Below are 26,427 nucleotides of genomic sequence, written 5' to 3' on the forward strand. Positions count from 1 at the left end.
GGGAGAAACGCTATGGTGCGTAAAACAACAACTAAAACAACTAAAACAACTAAAACAACAAAGAAAATAACAACGAAAAAAACATCATCGACAAAGAAAACGACAACTAAAACACGCAAAAAAACAACCGCACTTTTAGATCCTATTCATCTCGATCCGAACTATCTACAAGAACAAGCGAAATACGAAAATCCTATTCCAAGTCGTGAATTTATTTTGCAAGTCATTCGCGAGCAAAATCAGCCCATGAAACGCGATGACTTGCTCGATATTTTTGGTATTCAAGATGAAGAACGCGCGGAAGGCATACGCCGCCGCTTGCGCGCAATGGAAAATGACGGTCAGTTAGTTTTTACTAAACGCCAATGTTACGCCCTGCCCGAAAAGTTAGATTTATTAAAAGGGACGGTGATTGGGCATCATGACGGCTACGGTTTTTTACAACTAGAAAATAGCCGCAACGAAAAAGATTTGTTTATTCCCAACACCCAGATGCAACGGGTCATGCACGGTGATTTTGTGTTGGCACAAAAAAGTGGCTTTGACCGCCGCGGCCGTCAAGAAGTGCGCATTGTTCGTGTGTTAGAAAGCCGTAAAAAAGAAATCGTTGGACGGTTTTTCTTAGAAGACAGCATTGGTTATGTGGTACCTGATGACAGCCGAATTGGACGCGATATTTTGGTGCCAAACGAAAGCCGTATGGGCGCGCGTATGGGACAAGTCGTTGTAGTCGCATTACGCCCACGTACCGCCAGTTTCAGCGCGCCGGTAGGCGATATTATTGAAATTCTCGGCGACAATATGGCAAAAGGCATGGAAGTGGAAATTGCGATTCGCAACCACGATATTCCCCATCAATTTCCACCCGCAGTAGAAAAAGCGGTAAAAAAATTCAGCGAAGAAGTGCCTGAAGAAGCGAAACAAGGGCGCGTAGATTTACGCGATTTACCGCTCGTGACCATTGACGGCGAAGATGCGCGCGATTTTGATGACGCCGTCCATTGTCGCAAAGAAAAAAATGGCTGGCGTTTATGGGTCGCCATTGCGGATGTGAGCTATTATGTTCGCCTACGTTCTGCTTTAGACGCAGAAGCGCGCAATCGTGGTAACTCGGTCTATTTCCCAAATCGCGTGATCCCTATGTTGCCGGAAATTTTGTCCAATGGACTTTGTTCGCTCAATCCACAAGTGGATCGTCTCTGTATGGTCTGTGAAATGCAGCTTTCAAATAAAGGTCAACTGAAAAGTTATGAATTTTATGAAGCGGTGATGAACTCGCATGCGCGTTTAACTTATACCAAAGTGGCAAAAATTTTGGATGGCGATGAAGCATTACGTCAGCGTTACGCCGGTTTAGTCCCTCATTTGGAAGAATTGCATGCCATGTATAAATCCTTGCTGGCGGCGCGTCATCAGCGCGGTGCCATTGATTTTGAAACCATTGAAAGTAAATTTATTTTCAATGAATTGGGACGCATTGAACGTATCGAACCTGTTGAACGTAATGACGCCCATAAAATCATTGAAGAATGTATGATTTTAGCCAACATTGCTGCCGCAAACTTTATGGAACGTCATCAAGAGCCTGCACTTTATCGTATTCACGCCGGCCCGAGTGAAGAAAAATTAACCGCCTTTCGTGCCTTTTTAAGTGAGTTGGGATTAACTCTTGAAGGGGGAATGAAACCCACCACGGCGGATTACGCCAAATTATTGGTGCAAGTGAAGGAACGCTCTGACCATGAACTTATCCAAACGATGCTGCTGCGCAGTTTAAGTCAAGCGGTTTACAATGCGGATAATATCGGGCATTTTGGCTTGGCATTGGAAGAATACGCCCACTTTACCTCGCCAATTCGCCGTTATCCTGACTTAACCTTACACCGAGGGATCAAATATTTACTTGCCAAAGGCAAAGGCTCCAAACGCAAAACCACCGAAACAGGCGGTTATCATTATAGCCTTGATGAAATGGACGAATTAGGCGATCATTGCTCCATGACGGAACGGCGTGCGGATGATGCCACACGCGAAGTAGCGGATTGGCTGAAATGCGAATTTATGCAGGATCATATTGGCGATGAATTTGATGGCGTCATTTCGTCAGTCACGGGGTTTGGCTTATTTGTCCGATTAGACGATCTCTTTATTGATGGGCTTGTTCATGTGTCCACCTTAGATAATGACTACTACCAATATGATGCGGCGGGACAACGCTTAATTGGCGAAAATTCAGGCATGATTTACCGTCTTGGCGACAGAGTACGCGTACGAGTTGAAGCGGCTAACCTAGATCAACGCCAAGTGGATTTCAGCTTAATTTCAAGCAAACGCACACCGCGCCGAGTGGGAAAAACCGCAAAAACCAAAGCTAAAATTGCCGCAAAAACCACCGCACTTTCAGCGCCTAAAAACAAAGGCAAATTGAAAAAACAAAAAAGTGCGGTGAAAAAATCGAAAGTTTCAGACAAAGCCAAGAAACCCAATAAATCAAGAAAAAAATAAATTAAAGGAAACAAAATGTCCGAAAATATCTACGGTATTCATGCCGTAAAATCCTTTTTAGAACGAACGCCTGAACGTATTATCGAAGTCTTTGTGCTCAAAGGGCGTGAAGACAAACGGTTACAACCCTTACTTAACGAGTTACACCATTTAGGCATCGCTGTGCAATTTCTTAATCGCCAAACCTTGGATAACAAAGCCAACGGCGAAGTTCATCAAGGGGTGATTGCGCGCGTGCAGCCTGCGAAAGAACTCAATGAAAACGATTTGGATGTTATTCTTGCCAATAAACAAAATCCATTTTTGTTGGTACTTGACGGCGTGACCGATCCCCATAATCTTGGGGCTTGTTTACGTACGGCGGATGCAGCGGGTGTGGATGCGGTTATTGTGCCAAAAGACAAATCCGCACAACTCACTTCAATTGCGCGCAAAGTAGCTTGTGGCGCAGCAGAAGTTGTGCCCTTAATTCGCGTTACTAATTTGGCTCGTACATTACGTGATATTCAGCAAAGCCATAATATTTGGGTAGTGGGAACCGCAGGCGAAGCCACCGAAACCATTTACCAAACCAAACTCACCGGTGCGCTAGCGTTGGTCATGGGCGCGGAAGGTGACGGTATGCGCCGCTTAACCCGCGAATGTTGCGATCAATTAATCAGCATCCCAATGGCCGGCTCCGTGTCATCATTAAACGTCTCCGTAGCAACAGGGGTGTGTTTGTTTGAAATTGTGCGTCAAAGATTGGGGTAAATTGGGGAATGAAAAGTGCGGTCAAAATGACCGCACTCAGCGCCTGGATAAACGCTAAACAAATAAGGCTGTAAACAAATTTGTCTATTACACCTTGTTATGGATACGACTTTCTTTGGGCGTTATTTTGGCATATTAGTTTTAATGGACTCGATCACCAATAATGTAGTTTAGGTCTTTCGACTAATACTGTTGGTTCAATCTCATCTAGTATTCAACGTTTCAATCCCTTTGAAGCAGGGCAAGGTCTTTCGACATCAACACAAAGTGAATATAAAAAACGTGAAGAGTGTTTCAATCCCTTTGATACAGGGCAAGGTCTTTCGACTGTTAGCTTGCTTGGGTGTGTGGGCTTTCACCGTTTCAATCCCTTTGATACAGGGCAAGGTCTTTCGACACTGCCAAGAGAGCGACAACGGAACGTTAGATGAGTTTCAATCCCTTTGATACAGGGCAAGGTCTTTCGACTGGTGTGAGTACAGGTCACGCGTTTATTATGGGTTTCAATCCCTTTGATACAGGGCAAGGTCTTTCGACAAAACATTTTTACAACTGCGCGAAGAAAAAAGGGTTTCAATCCCTTTGATACAGGGCAAGGTCTTTCGACAATCCACCTTAATGCCCAATTTTTAGACCATATGTTTCAATCCCTTTGATACAGGGCAAGGTCTTTCGACGGCTTAATGTTTTTTGTAACCGGTTTGACTTCATCTGTTTCAATCCCTTTGATACAGGGCAAGGTCTTTCGACCAAATGCGCGCCGAAAAAATCCGCAGCCTGAATGCTGTTTCAATCCCTTTGATACAGGGCAAGGTCTTTCGACCTATGAACGATAAGCAATATATTCAATTTGAAGCGTTTCAATCCCTTTGATACAGGGCAAGGTCTTTCGACGCTATGGAACGAATACAGTAGTTACGCGGGGGACGTTTCAATCCCTTTGATACAGGGCAAGGTCTTTCGACATCTTCACAACAGATGAGTCAAAAACAGAGATAGTTTCAATCCCTTTGATACAGGGCAAGGTCTTTCGACCGGAGCGTGGGCGTTTACGTTGGATCGTATATGGCGTTTCAATCCCTTTGATACAGGGCAAGGTCTTTCGACGCTTTGATGGTTTAACTACAAATAGGAGCATAAAGTTTCAATCCCTTTGATACAGGGCAAGGTCTTTCGACGTTTTTACAACGGAGGAGTCAAGATCCGAGCTAACGTTTCAATCCCTTTGATACAGGGCAAGGTCTTTCGACAGATGGAGATAAACATCAAAATCGCAAACTTGATAACGTTTCAATCCCTTTGATACAGGGCAAGGTCTTTCGACTTGGGGGGATAATGTATATTTCAATGGTTACGGTGTTTCAATCCCTTTGATACAGGGCAAGGTCTTTCGACAAAAAACGTTTTTACAAATGCGAGCGGAAAAAATCCGTTTCAATCCCTTTGATACAGGGCAAGGTCTTTCGACAAAATATTTCAGATCTTATCTGATGCGGTTGAGCAGTTTCAATCCCTTTGATACAGGGCAAGGTCTTTCGACAGTTTGAGCCTTTACAATTAGCTAGAATGGTATTCTGTTTCAATCCCTTTGATACAGGGCAAGGTCTTTCGACTGCGGAAGGGATTATTTTTCTTACATTTCAATAAGTTAAACAACGGCTTCCCAAAATTTCTGAGAAGCCGAAGAGTTAGCTGTTGAATTGATTGAAAAATCATCAACTTTATTCCTTCCACTTGTCAAAAACAGCGATATTTTAACAAAAAACACCGCACTTTTCGAGCGTAATTAGACAACCTGCGTATTTAACGGCAACGCTGTCCAAATAACCCCTTCGGGCAAAACCGCTTTCCCTAGCTGCCATTGCTTACCATTGGAAGGAAGCGGATAAACACGCAAATCATCCTCTTTTTTATGAAAAAAACGCATTACATCATCAATACAGGCTTGTAATCCCTTACGCTCCCCCTCAAATAAAAAAATACTGTATTGAATAGGCGTAGCGTGCTTAGCCATTACCTTGTGAATTCTTTGCAACCGTTTTTCATCACTAATATCATAACCTACTAAAAAATGCATAATGCCTCCTAAAAATAAAATTCATAATTACTCAACATTGTGCGCTGATTAAAATAATAGTTCTCCAACAAGCGTTTCCAGTTTTGCTCATATTGCAACAAACTGGCTGGCGAAAGCTGGCTGGCACGGCGTTGTGGCGAACAATCCAATTGGCAAGTCTTAAACAATTGCACCAAATCATAACAATTTTCCGTTAGCATTTTGCGCCAATTAGCAATGACACGTTCATATTCTTGATAGAAATGAATGCGCCCTGCTTTACCAAGTAAGCAGCCTTCTTGCGTGGTGTTAAAATGCTCTTCACGCAAAATATTTTGACGAAAACAACTCAACAACCAGTTATCCACAAGCGGTCGAATTGGCTCAATTAAATCACAAGCCAGCGACTCACGCCCATAATCTAAACTATGAAGAAAACCGATATAAGGATCCAAACCTGCACCATAGGCGGTTAAAACAGCTTCCGAATGTAACAACGTATAACTTAATGACATTACCGCATTAAACGGATCTCGTGGCGGACGGCGGTTTCGACCCGCAAACCGTAATGCAGGCGGAAGGTAAAGGCTTAACGCAGTAAAATAAACATTTGCCGCCCTGCCTTCAATACCACGTAAAGATGCCAAATTTGTCTGTTGCTCAATCTTACCGATGAGCCCTTCTAACTCTTCTGCCTTTGGCACAAGCAAGATTTTTTTATCTAGTCTTGCATTGGAAGCTTGCCACAGCCAATTTTTCTGTGTAACAAGTTTGAGCGTGATCAGTTTTTTGGCAAAAGCAAGGCAGAACGCTTCATTGTTTGAGAGTTCATATTGTGAGAGGCGGCGTTCTGCGTCATTGTGTGGTTGCGACATAAACAACGTTGGTATATTTTTACGACCTGAAAGGCAAATAATCCCAATATTTCTTTCTCCCAATTTAGCCAATAGCGAAGCCTGTAATTTCACATCGCCTTTCAAATAAATTCGCTCAATCGGCGCAAGAGGAATGGTACCGATCCGTTCTTCATTTTCATAACAAACCAAGGTATCACCACTCATTTTAATTTCCGTGCCTTTGCGATCAATATATAAGCTAGACATAATGCCCTCCTATATCAATAAAAAAGGTTGCGTGGATTGTAATGTTGCTTTGCCGAATAATTCGACTTCTGTGTCTTGATGGAGTTGATAAATAAAAATACGATCTTCGCTATTTTCCATAAGTGCGGTCATTTTTTCCTTCAATTTTGCCAATTCGTGTGGCGTTAGCCAACACTCATAAAAGGATTTCTGCCCGCCAATGGCATAAGCCTCCACTTGCTTATGAATGCGATAAAGCCGTTTGCTGTCGGCTATATCATAAGCAATGAGATATCGAGTTCGGGTAGTGTCCATTCTTCAGCCTCCCTAAAGAGATCATAGAGATACGGCTCATCATTACTACAATGTGCAAAAATGATTTGTTGGATTTCTTCTAAAATATCGCCCATTTTTACTCTCCTTTGTAATAATTTTGATAAAATTTTCACTGATGGATTAGATTAAAATTTAAGGTGGTAAAATATTCTAATTAACTTATTTAGAATAAATTTTCAAATTCTCTCTAAGAATGGGAGTATAATAAATTAAGTATCAACGCATATTTAAAATTACAAATTTGTAAAAAGCGGTAAAAAATTACCACTTCAAATTTTTTAATCGATTTGAAATATTTTAGTTATCAAAATATCTTAATATAAAACGGCTGTAGGGGCTAATTACATTAGCCCCAATAAACACTGAATGAATAAACTTTGTTATCAGGCTAAAGCGGTAAAAAACTACCGCCTGTATAGAAAAGATTAAAGAAGGTGTTGAATTTCAGATTGAATAGCAGAAAAATCAATATCTGCACTTTCAATCATCAATTCATAACAACCATTTTTAGCGGAAGGAATATAGGGTACTTTCACAGATTTACCTAAGGAAAAGGCTTTGCGTACCTTTTCATTAATATCGTGTGCCGACTCTGACAACACTTTCTTAAGAATATCCAATTCATAATATTTACCGGTTAAACGATCCTGCATACTAAGATCGTTTCCTTTCACTAATTCGTAGATTTGCAGGTAAAGCTCAATGATTTTTGCTTCTTGCTTGTTATAGTCAAATTTCCATTGTTGTTCTTTGGATATCACTAGTGCAAGCAAAAAGGTATAACCTCGTGGCGCAAATTTCACCATATGCTCCCCCAATTTTACTTTTCTATCCACAATTCTGCCGATAAAAGAAATGTTTGGGCTTTCTAAAATTTGTTGTGCATTATTGACCGACTGGCTATAGGAAATCTGATTATTAAGCAGATCTGCCGGAATCCCCAACCCCAACCGAACCCAAGGAATTTCCGCCAGCATCACTTTGCCTTGCGAAGCGTCCAAAGCCACGCCCTTATCATTGAATATTTCACAAGGGTAAGGTTTCGGATAATAAAAATCTCGCACATTTTCAAATTCTGCCGAAACCAAAACGTGGGATAGGCTATCTTGCTTACGTCCATAAAGGGAAAGCGCATAGCCTAAGAAAAATCCCATTGTTTTGCGACCGCCGGCAATAGAGACGTGAATTGCCGAATGTTCATCTTGGCAAAGCTGTCCGACAAGTTTGACGATTTGGTTTGCCGCTAAATCATTTTCTTCAGGTGTGCGAATATCCGATAATTTTTCACCGCTTGTATCGTTAATCACTTCAATACAACTTTCATCAAAATGAATATGTGAAAAACCATATTTTTCGCCATAATCTGCAATAAATTCCGCCAATGCGCCACGGCGTAATAAAACATCGAGTAATTTATTTTTACCTTGTAATGTGGTAATAACTCGAATTTCTGTAGGAATAAATCCTTTTTCTGTTACAAGAGCATAAAGGGTTTCAGTCACAACTGCTGGCGACATTCCTGTTACAGAGAGTAAAATGCGTTTGTTATAAGTGTTCATTAGCGTGCAATCCAGTCTTGAATCAGTGATTTTAAACGTAATAAATCTTTTCCTTGGATAATTTTAATATTGAGCGATTTGGCACGATTTAAAATAGCTTCAGGAAGAGAACAATAGCTAATTAAACATTTTTTGGTGAATAATCCACCATAATCTTTTAAGGTTTCTAATTTATACAGAATATCTTCTGCTTTCACGCCACCGGATTTATCCAGCTTTTGTGTTTTACACTCAATAATATGTAATTTATTTTTAGCCATAAAAACAATATCAAACTCGTTTTTATTCCCCTGATTATTTTTAGAGAAATCGCTTTTTTCTTGCTTATAATGAAGATTAGCCACTTCAATATTACAACCAATATCATCAATCTGCTTAATATCCTTTAGAAGATTGAAAGTATAATCTTCTAACCAACCACCATTAAGAAAGAAACGAACATCTTGATTTTTGAAATTAATTTGATTATTTCTATATTCAATCAAATCATATTTATCATCAAATTCAGCCAATACATCATCAAGTAAATTAATTCGCTGATCTTCTTTAGAAATCTCCACTTTTAAACCTTGTTTTTCCGCTAAAGAGGCATATTTATTTAAAAGTGGAATAACATTAGCGTAACGATCGTAATACTGTATAAGTAACTTTGGAATATCTAACCATTCTTCTTTAATGTCAGATTGCGAATGGCAGAATGTTTGGAAACCATAAGAACCAAAATAATCACTAAGATTAACATTGGTTTGTAACATTTTATCTTCAATCCAGTGTCCTTGTTCATCTTTAGAAATAAAGATAATACGATTCTCATCTGTATCTACATAAAAAATAGGGTTTCCAGCCGTTTGGAAAGCATTTTGAGCTGCAATCGCAATTAATTTTGTGCCACCCGTAACATTTAAAGCGACATTTTTATCAAGATATTCTTCTGCAATAGCATAAATTTCTTGTTCCATTGTTGAAAAATTAAATTCATCACTCAACATTTTTTGTATCACTTTAATATTGTTCTTTTTGTAAATTTCAGCCAAATTATTGGCTTTTTCTTTCATTTTATTTGACACAATCAATACAATTTCTTTCGGCTTAAATTCCGTATCTAAAATAGGTAATAAATTTGGTGCAGCTTGTCCTGAAACCAAACAAACGTGAATATCATATTTTTGCATAATGACTCCTAACATTTTTCAATATAAAATTCTTGCAATGCACAGCCTTGTTCTACAAGTTGTGCTTGTGTTAATTCTGTGCCGCGTTGTTCCGGGCGTACGTTAATTGATAAAAAATAAAATTTTGCTCCCTTTTGACAAACTTCTGCCGCAAGATGAATAGGAAGCGTACCAATAACGGTATCTTCCGCTTGGATTAAATTAACATCTAAGTGGCTTTCAAAACGATCAATATGAATAGATTGTTGCTTAATCCAATCAATTGCACCTTGATGTCTTGAAATAAACCAGACCGCCATATTTTTCCTTATTCTGATAAAAAGTGCGGTAAGTTTAAACGATATTTTTTAATTTGAGATTAAATTACAAATTTGTAATCTGATATTTCCCCAAACCGAAAGTGGCATTTTTGCCATTATGTAGCCATTGCCCAATATAAAGCAATTTTGCCCATTCATTCGGAACATTATGAAATTCCCATTTTCCAATTACACCGCCTAATTTCATTTTTTGTTGTTGGCGAGAAGAATATCTTGTCCAATCTTGCCATTTTAATTGTTTTTGATCTTCAACTTGTGGCAATAATGAAATTAAATAATCAAAATCTAAATTAAGCGGTTGATGATGAAATTCACTTAATAATGAAATACGTTTTGCCAAACTAATTAAAAAACGGTTTAAATTAATTTCATTGGGTTTTAATGGTTTGCCGTTATCTTGTAAACGCAGTGGCGTTAAAATTTCTAATTCCATTTTATTAGGTAAATCGGTGGGAATAAGGATTTCTGCTTGATGATCAAGAATATTTCCTTGCTCAAAAATAGATTGGCAAGCGGTCTGATTTTGTGAAAAAAATGCAATATCCACTAATTCGCCTTTTCCGCCTGCGATGTTATATTCAAAGGCACGTTTAAACGCAAAAGCAATTAAAGACAATTGCGAAACTAAACGCCCAAATAACACTAAATTAAAATGGATAATATCGCCTTTTTGATATTCTTTTGCACCCCATTCAGGTGGTTCAATAATATAACCATTCGGTACTTGGCTAAATTGTTGAATTTGATGAGTTTCAGGCGCAGGCGTTTCAAAAATATTGGTATAAGGGCACGTTCGATAAAGCGGACAGCCTTTGCAATCCGCTTGTTTTGTCATACAGGCAATTTTGCGTAATGCTCGTCCGAAAGCACCACGCAAAGTCGAGCCTGCATATTCGGGTAAAATAATCGGCTCGCTCACTTTAAATGTAAATTGATAACGAGCGATGGGAAGTGAATTTTGCATTATTCTACCACCAATTTATTGCGTAGTTTTTTAAATTCCACTGCAGATTTAGCTTTTAAATTATTAAATCCACTTAAACCATCAACATATTTTTGTAATCCTTTATTGGATTCTGTCGGATCAATTTTTTCATAAAGATATTGACGATCCGCTTTATCCCATTGTTGCGCTTCTTCCAATAATTTTTTCGCTTCACTAAATATCGGCGAAGCCGTAAATGGTTTTTTCTCTTGTACCGCCCATTGAGCTAATTTTTCTTCCACTAATCGCTGATTATCTGAAAGTGAGTTAAGTATTTCCGCTTTGGCTTTTTCTTCGGCTAATTTGGCTTGTTTTTGGGCTTCAACTTCATCTTTTTGCGCTTGTCTTTTGGCAATCAATGCAGCACGATCAAATTGTGGTTTAGGTTGCGCTTCACACCATTGTTTTAACAGCTCATTGTCTTCCGTAGGGTCGACTTCAAGAATTGCCCAGCCCAAAGGCAGTAAATCGGAAGATTGACTTTCTTGCCCCGCAGCAAGCCATACCGTGGTCGCACTAGAACGAAAATCCGGCTTTTCCCCCTTCCCTTTCATAATTTTAATTTGCGCTACATCGCCTTGATAAACTTTACTATCTGCACCATTTTTACCCAATCGAACGAGCGCAACTTTATTAGTTTCAATTAATTTCAATACGCCTGAAACCCATTCTTTGGAAACTAATTTACGCTGAAAAAGCATTCCACATTCAGCGGCAAAAATGGCTTTATGGTAATCATTTAAAAGCTGAAAATAGCTTTTAACCGAAAGATTTTCCCCTTCCCATAAAGTTAATTCACTTTGAAAGGTGCGATATTGTCCTGCCAAAATACATTCACGTCTTAATGTAATGCCTTTGCCTTTTCCTTTTCCGCCTTTTTGAGTAGGAACTTTTTTAAAGTTTAAACTATAAAAGATTTTTGAATGTGCCGGTTTAACCGGAATAAAATCACCAAATTTAACCGTGCGTAAACGGCTTTCAGCGAATTCACCAAGATAGAATTGAACCAATTTTTTGCTATCTTCTTTACGTACTTTCGGATAATTTCGTTTCTTATGTTCATAATTAAGTAAAGCGGTTGCCAAAGCACCTTTAAAACTGCTTCCCGGAATATAAGGTAAATGTTTTAAAGGTAAATAGGCTGTTCGTTCAATAAATAAATTATTGATGACTTTATTACCATCATTTTCACGTTGTGCGACTTTACCTATTTTATTTTTATAGTCATTAGCCAATCCGCTTACAACATCCGCAAAATAATTCGCAAAAGAGACCGCTTGCTCTTTATTCTTTAAAAAGAAACGTTGAATAGCTAATAAATCTAAGTTGTTTGCTCGATTTAATAAATCAATCCGTTGTTGTTCATTTAGCTTTAAATTTACCGGATCAAAATGATATAAAACATTTTCATCAATTACATAATTCGTTGGCTCGAAATCTTCCCCACAGCCGATATGAATAGGGCTAATTGGGGTTAAATAGACTTTGTGAGTTTGCATAAATTTCATTATTTTTCGTCCTTAGTGAAATCCACACATAAATTAAATACCGGTGCATAACCTTGATGAACAGCGTTGGTTTGAGTAGTTGATATCTGTGTTAAACCATTGCCCAAAAATGACTGCACTTTATACTCATTTGGCGTAAAAATTGCTGCGGACTTAGCTAAAATAATCGGCTTTTTAAATGGGCTTGAACTCAGTGCCTGAATATCGCCGTGCCGTCCAAATCGGGTAGTAATTTGGTAGTAACTATTGTCTTTGTTTAAGCCTAAGCCTTGTGGGGCTGCGTTGGCTAAGGTGAAATAGCAATTTGCATTTTCTTGTTTAAATTCAACCGCTTGCACTTCTTTTGCAACGGTAAATTTGCCTAAACCAATAGAGGCATCACGCCCAAAACCGAAATGTCCGACGTCATTTAAAATCAGCTGTAGATCCGCAAGAGAAAAACGACTTTCATCTAATACAATATAAAGATCAAACTGTTGCGTGCGGTTAAACCAAGTCAACTCGGTGGCGTAAGGTGCAAAAGCCCCTTCGCCTGTCGTCCCACTGGCACGATCGATGGTGTTGTGATATTGATCTTGGCTCTCTTTTTCAAATTTGAAATTTGATGCAATCGCTTTTTCTTGCCAAAATTCGACCGCACTTTTTTGAGCGTCTTCCCATTTAATCCATTGGATTTTTTTCAATTTTTTACGATCAGCTTTGTGGCTTTCATTTGTTTGCCAAAAGCGAGAAGGGATTGTCGGCAAAGGTAAATAACCCTTTGGAAAACAATCAGATACCACCATAAACGGGCGTTGTTCAACATAGCCATCAAGCAACTCATTCAAGCGTGTTTCGCCAAAACGATTAACAATCGCCCAGCAAAGCTGCCCGAATAAACTATCGCCCACTAATGGCGTGCCGAAAGCACTTTGCGGCGAAAGCATAAAACGATAGGTGTTCATTTTTCCCCCTATGCAAATGGGTTTTCAGGTAAGGATTGCGCTTTGCCGCCTACGGTGAGCTGTTGAAATTCCACTTTACCATAACCACGAGAACCTGAACCGCCAAGGCTATCTAATTCCAGTAAACGTAAGCCTTTTAAGATCAGTTCTAATAACTCTTCGCTGTCGCCTTCAAATTGGCGTAGGGTTAATTTGAAGTCAAATTCCGCACCTGCCGGAACACGCTCCATTTGACGAACCCCACCATTTACAGTCATAGATGTAATTCTATCTATTGTATTTTCGCTTTTGGCTTCCGTTAAAAGTTGGTTATCTTCACGAATGGCATTTTCCCACTCTGGATTTAAAGCACAATCCCAAAATGCAAGGCGAGAAACACCGATTTCTTCCACCGCACTTTTATCATTTTTGGTGTCGCCACTAATGCCGAATAAACGCAAAATATTTTTCACTGCTTCGGTATTTTGTCCGTTTGCCTCATTTAAGGTAAGTGGTGCATTTTTTACCGCTCCCGAACGCCATTCTAATAATGTACGAATTTTGCCTTTTAAACTTGAGCCGGGAATATAAGGCGATTGAGTAATGGGGTGTTTAATTACAGAATTATCAATACCGCCAATATGCATTTCGCTATCGCCTGTACCAATATGTAAACCGGTTTTTAACACTAATTTTGCGTTAATTTCAATAATATTTGTTAGTTTCATCATTTACGTTCCTTATTTAATTTTTCTTCATAATATTTGCAATAACCCATTACGGCTTCCATAAATAATTTGGCTTCTTTTAATGTTTGTGGGCATTTAATTTCATCAATGGTTTGATTAAAAACCGCCATAAACTTATCATCAATATGTTTACGCCCTTTGGCATAAGCCACCTTTGCTTTTAACATTTTGATAAACGGCTCTAATTCATTAAATTTCGCTAATTTATCTGCCTGAGCTAATTGCACTCGTTCATTCCACATTGCCAATTCATCATAAAATTTACGTAATTGTGTCGATTTATTGACATTTGCATTAGATTTAATTTCTTCTGCGGCTTGTTTGGCAATTTCAGAAAAAATTTCTGATGATTTTCGTTCACCAAATTTAATTAAATTTTGAATACTCATTTTCACCTCTTAATATTAATTAGCGTTTTGAATAAAAATAGTTAAATAACGGAATAACAAAATTACCTTTGTATTTTTCAATCCCATTTTCACCTAGTGAAATCGTAATTTGTTTTAACGCATTATTACGTTGCTCAGGGTTTAATTTATCCACCACATAACGTGCCGTACGATAATAAAAACGGCTACGCCACATTGTGTTTTCAATATTCGTTGAATTATCTGCTTGTTCCGCCAAACGAATTAAAGAATACAAATAAGATGTTGAAATTTGATATGCTTTTGCCAAGCGGTGAATTTCATTTTCCAAATCGCAAAGTGATTGCCAATTTTCCCATTTCACCGTTTTATTAAAAATGGTTACCGCATTTTTGCCTGCATCAATCCCTTTCGCCTTTTCAAGGGCATCTTCCGCTAAATCGCCTAAACGAGGAACCGGTAACCCGACTTTACTCATTACCATTCCGGCAGAAAAATGAATATCCGCATTTTCAGCCACATAGTGGCGGAATTCTTCGTGCATTTCGCCTGCCATTTTTTGCGTTGCTTGCCAAGGCCCAATTAAAAAGAAATCATCACCACCGGCAAACACCGTGTACATATTCGGGCTATGTTGCTGGCAATAAGTCGGTAACCACAAACTGAAAAATTGGTTCATTTGTCGTGAAAGTGCTGCCATTTTCGCAAAAGTTGGCGTTTTTAAGCCGGTTTGGAAAATCGTGCCTAAATTGTCCACATCGCCTTTTAAGGTCATCAATGCCGCCGAACCTTCGTATTTTTCGCCGTTTAATTGGCGATCTTCACAAGCGATAAAATCAAAGGCTTTAATTTTATCGATTTCAATTTCCGCTAAATCTGCATTTTGATATTTATCAGACGTATATTCATCAGCAAGGCTAAATTTAGCCACATAACCGTTAATATAACGGCGTGCATAGCCGTTCCATACGGATTGATCAAGACTATTCGGAATAGAAAAATCCCAGCAGCGATAAAGTTGCTGCGCATTGACCAACTCGCCAAATTTGCCGGTTTCCGCTTCGTTTTCCGTAAAAATGACGTTGTAGCCGAAAATCGGTAAACTCAAACTGGCAGTTTTGTGGGTTTTAAATATTTCCGCCGCTGACGCACAGATTAAAATACGGTTTTTCTTGACCAACTGCTCGCCAATGGTAATTTGGTCTTTAGAAATTCGGGATAAACCGCTGTTTTTATCTTCCGGACGATATTCCGTTTCCGCCGGGAAATAACGGTTTAGGCGGCATATCCCGTAAGGATAACTGATATTTTGTACCGACAACGTGCTATCCGTTAAATCTAAACGTTGTAGTTTGGTCTCTTCCAACTGTTCAAATAAGCCTTTAATCAGCGTTTTAAATTTATCGCCGATAAAATCATTACAGCTGGCTTCTTTGTCGGCTAAACCTAAACCGACTAAGCCGTAAGTATTTTCAACAAACCATTGATTTAATTCATTTTGTACTTGTGCAACGGTGGCTTTAATTTTGGCGGTATTGGGCGCAACAATCAAAAATTTACCTGCTGCATTGATAATTTGGCTGGTGCTTGGTAATTCGCAGGCTTGCAACAATTTCAAGGCGGCTAATTCGGTAAACAGTGAAACTTGGAAAGAGCGTCCACGCAATAATTTCGCCGCTTGTTTATTGCTATCGCTACCGCCGGAAAAAATAAAATCTTGAATCCCGAAAAAATCCCCTTGAATTAACAAGAATTTCTGTTCGTCCCAACTTGCAAAACGATCTGCTAATTTCACCGCTTGATCTTGCCCGGTCTGCTGATTTTCTTCGTGCCAACGCCAAAGTGCGGTGGCTAATGCCGCCGTTGTTTTGCTGTGATCATACAAAGAAACTTCCGGTTTTACGCCAAACGCTGTTGCAGAAGGAATACTGCCGGTAAAACATTGGTAGGCGGTATCAAAATGATCGAGCCATATATCCCATTTTTTACGGTGCGATGCCGGCATTTCCGCCAAACCTTGCACAAACTGTTCCCACAATTTTAAATAGGCTTTTTGTGCGATTTCATTATTATCGGTTTCGACTTGATGACGAGACACAGGGAAAATCGTTTGTGCGCTTAAGGGCGCAAGCGGATAGCGAAAAGCAAATGAATTGCTCTCAATTTCCCCCGCACGTTCACTGATTTTGATCTGCTCAAATAAGGTCAATAAACGGGCTTGATAATGATTAGGCGCTTCGGCTTTGTTGTATTTATCAAACTCTTCACGCTCAAAACCCGAAGCCACACGATCTGCAGTCGCAATCACCCATTGCAAAAAAGTATCGGGTTTATGATGGGCGGCTGCCGCATTGATAAGAGAGTTGGTAATGCTGTTATCTTTATTTTGTTGGCGTGAAGTGAAAGGATAAAGTTCCCCCTCAATTAACGGTGGTAAATAAGGCTCGATTTGGTCAATGGCATAGCCAGTATAAGCAGCGTGAACGTGGGAATGATAATTCCCCTCTTGATTGAAAGGGCAATAAAGCGTTTTGTGGGCATCAAGCGTATCCTGCGAAATCGGAAGTTTGGCACGCTCTGCAAACTTCCCTAAATCGTGAACCAATGCCGCAAACGCCACACGGCAAGATGCAAAAAGTAATGATGACATAGTTCTTCCTTTTGGTGATAAGTTGAAAAGATTATAGGCAAATTTCAAAAGGAAAGGAAGAAATGCAAATTTGTAATTCTCGACTATTTCCCCATCACTTCTTGCGATTTTTCATCCATCTTTACGCTAATTTTGTGATCCACTACCACGTTCATATTAATCGTAATCCCTTCTTTTGGGGTGTCGAGTTGAATGGTGGGGGTGCAGGCGGATAGCGTAAATAGACTTACTAAGGCTGCAAAAAGTAAAAAGTGCGGTTGTTTTTTAGCAAATTTTTTCATTCCGTTTTTTCCGCTTGTTGGTAAAGTCGATATTCAAGGTTTTGTTCGAATTGCGAGCCATAGTCTATCATTTTCCATAGCTCAAACATATTTTCTTTGTGCGTATAATTCAATGTAATGGGGTTATAGGTTTTCTTATCAGGGTTATATCCTTTAATAGACGCGGCAAGATCCATTTCGCCTGTGGGCAAAAGCGTTAATTTGGCGTTAAAGGTCTCTAAATCCAAATTTTTAACCACATCCACTAAAATGCTTTCTGTCCAACCACCGGCTTTGAGCCCTTTTACAACTTCATCATCTAATTTCAAATTGAGCTTTTCTGCTTGGGTGATTGTCCCCTGACAAATTAAACATGCTTTATGATTAAACCGAAATGGCAACGTAGCGTTAATACGTCCTTGCATATAAATTTGATTATATTGCGCCATGGTAAGTACTTTGGATAAATCAATGTTTTTTAGATTTAACACCGCCAATTGTTGTTGTGGCAAGCTGAGCTTATCTACGGTGACGTCCCCATCAAACACATCCAAATGAACTTGAGAGAGAATTAAGGGTTTCGCCAATGAATTAGGATAATAACCATAGGCGTTCATTTTGGCGCGTTGGATTTCAAGTGCACCAAGACGAATACTGTCCATATAAAACTTCAATGGTTTTTGTGCTTTGGCTTGTAAAGTAAGATCTTGATAATGCAATGGAAAATCAATATTTAATCCTTTGATTTCCCCATCGGGCAATTGGATTTCGCCCTTTTTCACTTTCAACTCACCATCCAATAACACCCCATTTTCATCGATCAGAAAATCCGTTTTTCCTTTGATAGTGCCGCGATGAATGATCCATTCCCATTTCTGTGGGAATAAGGATTGGAATACTTTAGCAGACTGCTCTTTCCATGCAATTTTTCCTGTTAACGCCTGTTTTTGGTAATGACCTGAGATCTCCAACGGCCCTAATAATCCTGCCTTCAGCTCGCCGGCTATACTAAAATCCCCAATGGATTTGCCGTCAATGCCCACGCCAAAAATAGGATGCTCAAAGCGACCACCATAGGCAAATTCAAGCCAATCCGTTTGTGCTTGTAACAAACCACGGATTTTCTCTTTTTCGTAATCCCAACGTAAACGATCTTTTAACTCGAGAAAAAGGGGCGACATTTTGACTTCTGTAATATTAACATCGCCCGAATTGGCATTCAGTTTTGTGAGCTCAATGTGGTCTGCTTCCCAAAAACCTAGCCCGTTGAGATTCACCTTAGTTTTCAATGCCTTCCAAATGGCACTCCCTTTAACATTCCAGTCCCAACGGTTTGCGGCTTTCAGTTCGGCAGAACGTAAATTTTGCCGTTCATCACGTAAATCAAAGACTGTTTTGACACCGGCAATAAATTCGTGGGCATATCCATCCAATTTGAGATCTAATTGTTCAAACTGCGGTGTTGAACCCTGTAAGGTGGCTTGTAAACGCCCTTCTAAACCATAACGCCCGATAACCACGTTATCCAAAGGTAAACGAACATGAAGTTTAGTCTCCGATTGAACATTATCCATTTTGAAAATCGCGCCTTGACTAAAGACCATCCAAGGCTCAGCAAAAGTACCGCGTACTTTATATTCCAAATTGGTTTGCGCCACAGTCGTGTTATAGCGTAAGTCGCCGCGGGTTTTAAGATCAAAATGCAGTTGATCAAAGCGTTCCCCACCGCCAATTTCACCGTTTTGCCCTGAAATCACAATTTCCCCTTTGCCAAATTCGCCAAAGGTTTGAAAAATCATATTTAAATCCGTATTCAGCGGAAGCCACTGATGTTCAGGCTTTTTAATATTCAGCCCCAAGAATGCTTTCACCGGTTGATAACCGTCAAAAGTCCAGTAAAGCGTTCCCCAAGTCACTTCTAACCCTTTGTTATTCCAAGTAAAAGGCACATCTAACAAGGGCTGATTACGGACAAGATCTTGCCCACTGATTTGCCCTTTTTCACCTTGCCAGCTTAACCCTACCGTTCCTTTCGCCACCGAAAAATCCGCATTATCCCAAGAAACATCGAGAGAGCCTTGTTGCGGCAAGGCTAATAGGTTATTTTCCAGCTGTATTGAAGACGTAAGATGATAGGTTTTCTGTGGTTCGGGTTGATAATCGGTTTGCCCTTGCCAACGCCATAATCCATTTGCCGGGGTTAATTCAGAATGATGTTGCAAAATCACCGCACTTTCTGCTTTGACTTGAGCGGAAAATCGTAAGGCTTCGCCTGTATATTGGGCGTTCAATGCAATATCAGCTTGCAATAATTGTTGTAAATTTGATTGTGTCAGACTCGCCGTGTTTTTGAGCTGAAAATGCGAGACATCCACTTCGCTGATTGGCAACGCGGCAAAAAGTGCGGTTAAATCTACCGCACTTTGCGAGTTTGGATCGGTCGGTAATTGCGTGACACAACCATAATCTAGGGTGAGATTTTCGATATTTAAGCGTCTAAAATTCCACCAATTTAGCTTTACTTGCTCGGCATCCGCAAGGAGGCAAGTTGGGGTTTGAAGCTTAAGATGAGCCAGTTGCAGACCCGTGAGTTTAAGTTGCCATGAGTCTGCAAGCTGAAGAGAATAATCAGGGGCTAAAAAACGGTTAGCGAGCTGTTCTGCCTGTTTGGGTGAAAACCACCAAGGAAGCGTTAAAATTAACGCGACCAAGAATAAAATCCCACCACCAATCAAGCCTAACAGCCAACGCTTCCACATACATCTTACCTGAAAAAAATCTTGCTATTACGACAAGTCAAATTGCAGAAAATTCCCTATTTACTCAAACATTCTGCATAACTGTCGGCGGTAAATTGCAAGAAATTCACATAGGCATTTTTACCGAGCTGAATAACGTCTCCCATAGGATCTAAACGCCCGACTTTTACGCCGGTGTTTTTGCTCAAGGTATCGATCACTTTCGGGGTAAATTGCGGTTCAGCAAAAAGACAAGCCACTTTATGCTCCGCAATTTCTTCTTTGATATGCGCTAATTTTTTTGCCCCTGGGGCGACTAATGGATTAATGGTAAATTCACCGATTTGTTTTAAGCCATAAGCATCGTTGAAATAACCATAAGCATCGTGGAACACATAAAATCCTTTATCCTTGTAAGCGGACAGTTGGGATTTAATTTGCTCATTTTTAGCCGTTAAAGTGCGGTTAAACTTCGCCAAGTTTTCTGCAATTTGGGCTTTTTGTGCGGGAAATTTTTCACTCAATTTTTCTGCCAGTTGATGGGCGATCACGTTGCTGATTTCCGGCGAATACCAAATATGCCAGTTTACCGTTAACCCGTTTTCATCGACTTCGTGTTTATGGGCGTGGTCATGGTCATGGTCATGGTCATGGTCATGGTCATGGTCATGGTCATGGTCATGGTCATGGTCATGGTCATCATGATGATGTGCTGCGGAACGACCAAGTAAAGCCTTTACCGCCTCTAACTTAGCAAGTTCAATCACCTTGTTCTGATCAATCTGATGAATACTTTTGTCAAGAAAGCCGTCCACATCTTTGCCAATCCACAACACTAAATCCGCAGACTTGATTTTTTGAACATCTGTCGGTTTTAAATTGTAGTCGTGGGGCGATGCACCGGCGGGCACAATAACATTCACATTGGTGACATCATCGGCGATGCTCGAAGCAATAAAACCCAAAGGTTTCACTGATGTGACAATTTCCCCTTGGGCATAAAGGGCTGTACTTAATAAAGTTGTGGCTAAAATAGTCTTCGTAAAATTCATCGTTTAAGCTCCTATTTGAAAATAATTCTCAACAAGAGTACAAAAATTTAGAAAAAATGCAATAGGGTTTATCGCAACAATTTTTCTATCACGCGCGATACGGCAAAAAAACCAAAGGTTGCCGTTACCATGGTTGCGGCACCAAAACCATTGGCGCAATTCATTGTGGCGGATACCACACAACCTTCGCTCATTTTGGGGAAAATCAACGGTTGCGTAGAGAAAACGCAATCTACCCCAAATTTACGCTTAGGATTTTGGCTAAAATGGTAATCCTTGCGCAAAGTTGACCGCACTTTTGACATGAGAGGATCTTGAATAGTTTTCGTTAAATCCGCGATTTGAATTTGAGTGGGATCCGTTTGACCGCCGGCACCGCCAATGGTAATCACAGGAATTTTATGGCGTTTGCAATAGGCAATCAGTGCGGCTTTGGTCTTTACATTATCAATGGCATCAATCACATAGTCATAACCGCCACTAAGATATTCCGCCAAATTTTCTTGAGTGAGAAAATCATCAATAATTTGTACATCACATTCGGGATTGATAAGTGCCACTCGGTCGCGCATCACTTCTGTTTTGAGTTGCCCAATATTTCCTGTCATTGCGTGAATTTGGCGGTTGATATTGGTGACGCAAATATCATCCATATCGATCATGGTTATTTTGCCAATTCCCGAACGAGCCAACGCTTCTACCACCCAAGAACCTACGCCGCCAATACCAATAACGCAAATATGGGCTTGACGTAAACGCGCCAAGCCTTCTGCGGTATAAAGGCGGCCAATGCCGCCGAATCGTTGTTCGTAATTATCAATACGTTCTGTCATTAGCGTAGCACCCAAACCCGTCCGTAATGTTTAGACAAACCTGAAATATGACCGGCTTGATCACCAATGCCACGATATAAGTCGAAATGGTGATGATTTACCGCACCGCCCACATCTAACGCCACCATCAAATGTAGTTTATGTTCGCCTGTCCAATTTCCATCATTGTCCATTTGTGGTACTTCCACTAACAACACTGTCCCCATCGGTATCAAATGACGATCGGCTGCCACTGATGCCATTGGCACTAATGGGACGCCAGCCGCCCCTTTCACTTTGCCCGAAGGATCGTACTTGAAGAAAACATAAGATGGGTTACGCTCCAGCAAACCTTGTAAGCGAGACGGGTTACGCGCTGCCCAATCGCGAATCGCTTGAATAGACATTTTCTCTTTTGGAATTTCGCCATCTTCCACTAATAAACGACCAACGGAATAATAAGGGAAACCGTTTTGCCCCGCATAAGCAAAATATTGTAACTGCCCATTGCCGTAATCCACATAACCACTGCCTTGTACGCCAAGTAAGAAATTATCAATCATGGAATTGCTATAAGCCAGCTCTAAGCCTTTCCCTGCTAAAGCACCAGCATAAATCTGCGCGCGACTAAAGCGTTTGTTTGCAGGTAAGGAATAAATCGGCTGGTTAAATTCCCCCTGTTTTGAGCCACGGACTTTGATGACCGGTGAATAATATCCTGTCATCAACACATTTTGGAAACCATCCATACCCGACATAATTTGTGGACGAATCCCAAAGTTCGCCAGCTCATTCACATCTGCCCCGGATACGACCCATTGCTGAATACGACTATAATTTTCGGCAAAATTAGCCATAATTTTGCCCGAATAACTCCGCACATTGGACAACTGCGTTAAGAAATCCCCTTGATTCACAATGCCGCTCTCATTATCAATACGAGAAACTGTGGTAAATGGGGTTGAACTGTAATGACGCCCTTGATATTTTGCGCCAAATTGCATCATTTCTTGCTGTGTATTGGTTGCTGCGCGTTGAGCGCTCTTCGGTGCATTGTTAGAAGACGAACAAGCCGTCAAAATACAGGCTGACAGCAATGCCATTGCTTTAAATGCTAAATTTTTTTTCATTAAACTATCCTAAAGGTAATAACCGCGAAAAAGGGGCATTATAGCAAAGAATAAGCCACTAAAATTTATTTATCCTTTTTCGGCGGTGTTAACATAAGCGCAAACCAATCTTGAATTTGTTTACTCATTTTTTCAAAATCCCAGTTTTGTGTTTGCATAAAGACACGTTGCCAATAAAAATCGGCTTTTTCTCCGTATTGTCCGTTGCCATAAGCAATTTTTGATAAAAATGCCACCTTATCAACCGCACTTTTCTCGCTCATTTTCAACCCATTGCTCAAATCCACCGTAGGAATCAATTGAATCTGCTGCAAGCCTTGCAAATAAGCCTCAACGTAAACAGTAAGCTGCTTAAGTGCCGCCGTTTTATCTAATTTTTCAAATTGAAAACACTGTACGCCCTTGTCATCTTTATAGTACAACAATGGGCTTTCTTGTCGCCCTGTGGTGGCCACTTGCCACAAATACATCAACCAATGCTCAATTTTGAAATTGTCTTTCATTTTGCCTACGCGCCAAACAATACGCTGTTTTTTATCACCAAAAAGCTGATCCAACGCCCCTTGTAACAACAGATTTCCCTGACTTGTTTCCACTTCAAGCTCAACCCATTCTGTCTGCGGCAATTGCTGCACATAATCTCGTAAGGTTTCACGAAACTCCGCCATATTTGACCGCACTTTTTGTTCATACACCGTGGCAAAATGCCCACGCGGGCTTACACCTTTTAAGCGTAATTTGTGGAAAAAATCATCTAATTCTTCCTCGCTGCAGGTTAACAACGCATGGTTAATTTGATACAAATCCAAACCATTCAACTCAAAATTTTCCGCATCCGCAATCAGTTCATCATTATTTCTCAAATACACACCCAGCTGTTTTTCAAAATAATAACGGACAGGATTTTTCACAAATTGCACTAACTGCGCAAAATCAATGGACTCGATGCTTTCCTTTGGTGCCGTTAAAGGTTGAGCCGCAAAATCTGTGGGTTGTTGCTGTTGACGATTCGCCAAGGGCAACCATTCTTTGGCAAAAGTGCGGTGATTTTCGCTAAAGTTTTCGGGGCTAAAAATCGTCATGGCATGTTGCTGAACAGCAATTTTTTGCTCATCTTCCGCATTATCATTAATATAATCCAACAGTTGACTCACCAAAACCGAAGGTTCTAAAGGTTGATTATCCGTGGCTGAACGCCCCACGTAGCTGATGTACAAATAATCTTGTGCCGCAAGCAACGCTTCTAAGAATAAATAACGGTCATCATCGCGGCGGAAACGATCCCCTTTTTGACGATGATATTGCATTAAATCAAAGCTGTTTGGGGTTTGCTGGCGCGGATAATCGGCATCATTCATCCCTAACAAACAAACCACTTTAAACGGAATGGCACGCATCGGCAAAAGGGTACAAAAACTCACTTTGCCCACTAAGAATTTAAGGCTATTGTCGTTATCATTCAGCTTCACCGCCATCACTTCGGCCATCACATCAATGTTAATCCCTTGTTCAAAATGAATGTCTGCCAATAAATCCGCTTGGGACTGAATACAATCTTTGATGTACAGCAAGGTGTCTTGGTTGTCGCTATTCAGCGCAAAGAAATTATCCACCAGTGCGGTCAATATTTCTTGCCATTCTGCCATGGTATGATCTTGCAATAATGTTTGATGCCATTGCTGCAAACATTCCAAATAAGCCACTAAATTCCCCACCAACTGCGCCTTTAAGCCATACGCATTATCAAAGCCTAGGGTTTCTTGCCAAATGGCATTTTTCTCAGAAAGGGCAAAACCGAGCAACATCCGCTCTAAACCCGCCTGCCACGCATTCAAGTTTCGTGCGCTGCCGGTAGTTTCCTTTAAGCCAAAACGAATGCCCGCATCAATCACCCAATGGCGAAGGGTTTCTAACTCGCGGAGTTCAATATGAAATTTCTCACGCACAGCAGGAATATCCAACAAAGCCAACACTTCTTCTGCGCTAAATTGACTTTCTTTCAATTTAAGCAAGGAAAGAAATGCCGCCAACAGCACATCATTTTCCGATAACTTACCGTCTGAAATGGAAAACGGAATAAAACGTGATTCTAACCGACCTTGAGAATAACGCTGATATTGCCCAAAGACTGCTTGAATATAAGGCGTATATTGATCAATATCTGCCACCATCACTACAATATCTTTCGGTGTTAATGTGGGTTCTTGTTGGAAAAGCTGTAACAAATAATCGTGTAACACTTCCACTTCTCGCATCGGACTATGGCAAGCATGGAATGTTAAAGTGCGGTCATTTGGGGCAAGGGTTAATAACGCCGTTTTATTTGGTTTCAAATTTAAAATACGGTTTTGCACTTGAGATAAAAGGGACGTTCCCGTTAACTCCGTGAAAAATTGAATATCGGTTCCATCCACTTGACTGAGCAAATAAAAGAAATCACGCCCTAATTTGCCCCAAGTTGCCAATAAAGGGTTGCCCACCTGCAACAGTTCGCCATCTTGGGTTTCTTCCGTTGGCGCAGAGATATTTGATAAAAGTGCGGTATTTTTTTCTGCGGATTTCCACGCTTGACGCTGTTTTAATGCTAACTTTTGCGCGAATTGCTGATCCACAATATCGCCCCAATATTCGCGGCTAGGATTGTTGAAAAATAAATGAATATCGCAATGGGTGGACATGGCGACCAAGGTTTCCAAATAGGTCTTCGGCAACGCGGAAATACCAAAAACAAATAAACGTGCAGGCAAATTCCGTGGTGCTTGTTGTTGCAATAAATTCAAATAAGCATTGTGTAATTTAGCGCGATGTTGCACCGCACTTTCTTTATGTTGCGCTTGCACCTCCGCCACTAACGCACGCCAAAGTTCGCCTTGCCATTGAATGTCTTGCTGAATTTGTTGGAAAAGTTTTTCGTGCTCCGTGAGTTTTTGATTTTTAATTTGCTGTTCAATATAAGCGTTATCACCGCGCTCCCAAGCCGCGATCCAATCGGGACGATAAACCAAATATTGGTCAAACAGATCTGCAATTTTCAGGGCCAGCTGATAACGTTTTTGTTGCTCTGACGCGCTGGAAGATTGTAAATAGGCATTGAGTTGCGCCACATTGGCTTGTGGAATGAGCGTCATTAAACGCCACGCCATGGCGTCTTTGGCAAATTGACTTTGTTCGGCAACATTGGGCAGATTATCTACATATTGCTGCCAAATAAAACTCGCGGGTAAAGGGAATTTGAGATTCGCCGCAATGCCTTTCTTTTCTGCGATTTGCAACTGCAGCCACTGCGCCATTCCCGGACTTTGCACCATAATGGTTTCAGGCACAAAAGGATCGGAAGGAATTTGTTCCATTAAAGTCAGCAAAATATCTTTCTGAACATCTAAGTCATTGGAATGATAAATATAAAACACGGCACTATCTCAAATTTTGAAATCAAAGTGCGGTTATTTTCCGAGAGATTTTGCTGTTC

Annotated in this window: 20 protein-coding genes and 1 CRISPR repeat array; of the genes, 2 read left to right on the forward strand and 18 right to left on the reverse strand. The window is 40.3% G+C overall.

Going from position 1 to position 26,427, the window contains the following annotated elements; translation table 11 throughout:
- The first annotated feature begins 12 nt into the window (after positions 1-12).
- A complete protein-coding gene (gene rnr / locus E7T07_RS08030; protein WP_135710630.1) occupies positions 13-2,505 on the forward strand; it encodes a ribonuclease R in 2,493 nt (830 codons plus the stop codon).
- A 15-nt stretch (positions 2,506-2,520) separates the two neighbouring features.
- Positions 2,521-3,258 carry a 23S rRNA (guanosine(2251)-2'-O)-methyltransferase RlmB gene (gene rlmB, locus E7T07_RS08035; RefSeq protein ID WP_135710632.1) on the forward strand — a complete coding sequence of 246 codons (738 nt, stop codon included), beginning with the start codon at positions 2,521-2,523 and terminating at the stop codon, positions 3,256-3,258.
- A gap of 219 nt (positions 3,259-3,477) precedes the next feature.
- A CRISPR array of direct repeats spans positions 3,478-4,871; the repeat unit is 37 nt; unit sequence GTTTCAATCCCTTTGATACAGGGCAAGGTCTTTCGAC.
- A gap of 173 nt (positions 4,872-5,044) precedes the next feature.
- Here rlmB and cas2 (E7T07_RS08040) read toward each other — a convergent pair.
- The 18 genes from cas2 (E7T07_RS08040) to recC all read right to left on the reverse strand — a co-directional run bounded on the left by cas2 (E7T07_RS08040) (position 5,045) and on the right by recC (position 26,368).
- The gene (gene cas2, locus E7T07_RS08040; protein WP_135710634.1) at positions 5,045-5,335 is read right to left on the reverse strand and encodes a CRISPR-associated endonuclease Cas2; all 291 of its coding nucleotides are present in this window, start codon (positions 5,333-5,335) and stop codon (positions 5,045-5,047) included.
- A gap of 8 nt (positions 5,336-5,343) precedes the next feature.
- Positions 5,344-6,417 (reverse strand): CRISPR-associated endonuclease Cas1, encoded by a 1,074-nt coding sequence (cas1, locus tag E7T07_RS08045; protein WP_135710636.1) that lies wholly within the window; start codon positions 6,415-6,417, stop codon positions 5,344-5,346.
- Positions 6,418-6,426: 9 nt separating this feature from the next.
- On the reverse strand, positions 6,427-6,711 hold the full coding sequence (cas2, locus tag E7T07_RS08050) for a CRISPR-associated endonuclease Cas2 (protein WP_135710638.1): 285 nt from the start codon (positions 6,709-6,711) through the stop codon (positions 6,427-6,429).
- 446 nt (positions 6,712-7,157) lie between these two features.
- Positions 7,158-8,291: a CRISPR-associated ring nuclease Csm6 gene (csm6, locus tag E7T07_RS08055; protein WP_135710640.1), complete on the reverse strand. Its 1,134-nt coding sequence runs from the start codon at positions 8,289-8,291 to the stop codon at positions 7,158-7,160.
- Entirely contained in the window at positions 8,291-9,463 is a 1,173-nt protein-coding gene (locus E7T07_RS08060) for a Card1-like endonuclease domain-containing protein (protein WP_135710642.1), read from the reverse strand. The genes csm6 and E7T07_RS08060 overlap by 1 nt, the downstream gene beginning before the upstream one ends.
- Before the next feature lie 8 nt (positions 9,464-9,471).
- Positions 9,472-9,762, reverse strand: a complete 291-nt coding sequence (csx16, locus tag E7T07_RS08065; RefSeq protein ID WP_135710643.1) for a CRISPR-associated protein Csx16 — start codon at positions 9,760-9,762, stop codon at positions 9,472-9,474.
- A 64-nt stretch (positions 9,763-9,826) separates the two neighbouring features.
- A complete protein-coding gene (cas6, locus tag E7T07_RS08070) occupies positions 9,827-10,747 on the reverse strand; it encodes a CRISPR system precrRNA processing endoribonuclease RAMP protein Cas6 (protein ID WP_135710644.1) in 921 nt (306 codons plus the stop codon).
- Positions 10,747-12,276, reverse strand: a complete 1,530-nt coding sequence (csm5, locus tag E7T07_RS08075; RefSeq protein WP_167874949.1) for a type III-A CRISPR-associated RAMP protein Csm5 — start codon at positions 12,274-12,276, stop codon at positions 10,747-10,749. Before csm5 ends, cas6 begins: the two co-directional genes overlap by 1 nt.
- A complete protein-coding gene (csm4, locus tag E7T07_RS08080; RefSeq protein ID WP_135710646.1) occupies positions 12,276-13,220 on the reverse strand; it encodes a type III-A CRISPR-associated RAMP protein Csm4 in 945 nt (314 codons plus the stop codon). Before csm4 ends, csm5 begins: the two co-directional genes overlap by 1 nt.
- 8 nt (positions 13,221-13,228) lie before the next feature.
- The gene (csm3, locus tag E7T07_RS08085) at positions 13,229-13,930 is read right to left on the reverse strand and encodes a type III-A CRISPR-associated RAMP protein Csm3 (protein ID WP_246046184.1); all 702 of its coding nucleotides are present in this window, start codon (positions 13,928-13,930) and stop codon (positions 13,229-13,231) included.
- A complete protein-coding gene (gene csm2, locus E7T07_RS08090) occupies positions 13,927-14,337 on the reverse strand; it encodes a type III-A CRISPR-associated protein Csm2 (RefSeq protein ID WP_135710647.1) in 411 nt (136 codons plus the stop codon). The genes csm3 and csm2 overlap by 4 nt, the downstream gene beginning before the upstream one ends.
- 19 nt (positions 14,338-14,356) lie before the next feature.
- Positions 14,357-16,966 carry a type III-A CRISPR-associated protein Cas10/Csm1 gene (gene cas10, locus E7T07_RS08095; protein ID WP_135710648.1) on the reverse strand — a complete coding sequence of 870 codons (2,610 nt, stop codon included), beginning with the start codon at positions 16,964-16,966 and terminating at the stop codon, positions 14,357-14,359.
- Between the two features lie 83 nt (positions 16,967-17,049).
- Positions 17,050-17,247, reverse strand: coding sequence for a YnbE family lipoprotein (locus tag E7T07_RS08100; protein WP_135710649.1), 198 nt, complete (start codon positions 17,245-17,247; stop codon positions 17,050-17,052).
- A complete protein-coding gene (locus E7T07_RS08105; protein ID WP_135710650.1) occupies positions 17,244-19,985 on the reverse strand; it encodes a YdbH family protein in 2,742 nt (913 codons plus the stop codon). The genes E7T07_RS08100 and E7T07_RS08105 overlap by 4 nt, the downstream gene beginning before the upstream one ends.
- 56 nt (positions 19,986-20,041) lie before the next feature.
- Complete coding sequence (znuA, locus tag E7T07_RS08110) at positions 20,042-21,016, reverse strand: zinc ABC transporter substrate-binding protein ZnuA (protein WP_135710651.1); 975 nt, start codon at positions 21,014-21,016, stop codon at positions 20,042-20,044.
- A 68-nt stretch (positions 21,017-21,084) separates the two neighbouring features.
- Positions 21,085-21,849 carry a tRNA cyclic N6-threonylcarbamoyladenosine(37) synthase TcdA gene (gene tcdA / locus E7T07_RS08115; RefSeq protein WP_135710652.1) on the reverse strand — a complete coding sequence of 255 codons (765 nt, stop codon included), beginning with the start codon at positions 21,847-21,849 and terminating at the stop codon, positions 21,085-21,087.
- Positions 21,849-22,958, reverse strand: coding sequence for a murein transglycosylase A (gene mltA, locus E7T07_RS08120; RefSeq protein ID WP_135710653.1), 1,110 nt, complete (start codon positions 22,956-22,958; stop codon positions 21,849-21,851). The genes tcdA and mltA overlap by 1 nt, the downstream gene beginning before the upstream one ends.
- A 65-nt stretch (positions 22,959-23,023) precedes the next feature.
- Positions 23,024-26,368: an exodeoxyribonuclease V subunit gamma gene (gene recC, locus E7T07_RS08125; protein ID WP_135710654.1), complete on the reverse strand. Its 3,345-nt coding sequence runs from the start codon at positions 26,366-26,368 to the stop codon at positions 23,024-23,026.
- Positions 26,369-26,427: the final 59 nt, after the last annotated feature.

It is taken from the genome of Actinobacillus porcinus, assembly GCF_901764995.1.
GTDB classification, from domain to species: Bacteria; Pseudomonadota; Gammaproteobacteria; order Enterobacterales; family Pasteurellaceae; genus Exercitatus; species Exercitatus porcinus.

What these genes read in the sequence shown, in the direction of transcription:
- csm3 (WP_246046184.1), bottom strand. Translation starts at nt 13,930, where the DNA reads ATGATGAAACTAACAAATATTATTGAAATTAACGCAAAATTAGTGTTA.
- E7T07_RS08105 (WP_135710650.1), bottom strand. Translation starts at nt 19,985, where the DNA reads ATGTGGAAGCGTTGGCTGTTAGGCTTGATTGGTGGTGGGATTTTATTC.
- csx16 (WP_135710643.1), bottom strand. Translation starts at nt 9,762, where the DNA reads ATGGCGGTCTGGTTTATTTCAAGACATCAAGGTGCAATTGATTGGATT.
- csm5 (WP_167874949.1), bottom strand. Translation starts at nt 12,276, where the DNA reads ATGAAATTTATGCAAACTCACAAAGTCTATTTAACCCCAATTAGCCCT.
- znuA (WP_135710651.1), bottom strand. Translation starts at nt 21,016, where the DNA reads ATGAATTTTACGAAGACTATTTTAGCCACAACTTTATTAAGTACAGCC.
- csm4 (WP_135710646.1), bottom strand. Translation starts at nt 13,220, where the DNA reads ATGAACACCTATCGTTTTATGCTTTCGCCGCAAAGTGCTTTCGGCACG.
- mltA (WP_135710653.1), bottom strand. Translation starts at nt 22,958, where the DNA reads ATGAAAAAAAATTTAGCATTTAAAGCAATGGCATTGCTGTCAGCCTGT.
- cas2 (WP_135710634.1), bottom strand. Translation starts at nt 5,335, where the DNA reads ATGCATTTTTTAGTAGGTTATGATATTAGTGATGAAAAACGGTTGCAA.
- csm2 (WP_135710647.1), bottom strand. Translation starts at nt 14,337, where the DNA reads ATGAGTATTCAAAATTTAATTAAATTTGGTGAACGAAAATCATCAGAA.
- cas6 (WP_135710644.1), bottom strand. Translation starts at nt 10,747, where the DNA reads ATGCAAAATTCACTTCCCATCGCTCGTTATCAATTTACATTTAAAGTG.
- rlmB (WP_135710632.1), top strand. Translation starts at nt 2,521, where the DNA reads ATGTCCGAAAATATCTACGGTATTCATGCCGTAAAATCCTTTTTAGAA.
- cas1 (WP_135710636.1), bottom strand. Translation starts at nt 6,417, where the DNA reads ATGTCTAGCTTATATATTGATCGCAAAGGCACGGAAATTAAAATGAGT.
- rnr (WP_135710630.1), top strand. Translation starts at nt 13, where the DNA reads ATGGTGCGTAAAACAACAACTAAAACAACTAAAACAACTAAAACAACA.
- E7T07_RS08100 (WP_135710649.1), bottom strand. Translation starts at nt 17,247, where the DNA reads ATGAAAAAATTTGCTAAAAAACAACCGCACTTTTTACTTTTTGCAGCC.
- csm6 (WP_135710640.1), bottom strand. Translation starts at nt 8,291, where the DNA reads ATGAACACTTATAACAAACGCATTTTACTCTCTGTAACAGGAATGTCG.
- cas2 (WP_135710638.1), bottom strand. Translation starts at nt 6,711, where the DNA reads ATGGACACTACCCGAACTCGATATCTCATTGCTTATGATATAGCCGAC.
- E7T07_RS08060 (WP_135710642.1), bottom strand. Translation starts at nt 9,463, where the DNA reads ATGCAAAAATATGATATTCACGTTTGTTTGGTTTCAGGACAAGCTGCA.
- cas10 (WP_135710648.1), bottom strand. Translation starts at nt 16,966, where the DNA reads ATGTCATCATTACTTTTTGCATCTTGCCGTGTGGCGTTTGCGGCATTG.
- tcdA (WP_135710652.1), bottom strand. Translation starts at nt 21,849, where the DNA reads ATGACAGAACGTATTGATAATTACGAACAACGATTCGGCGGCATTGGC.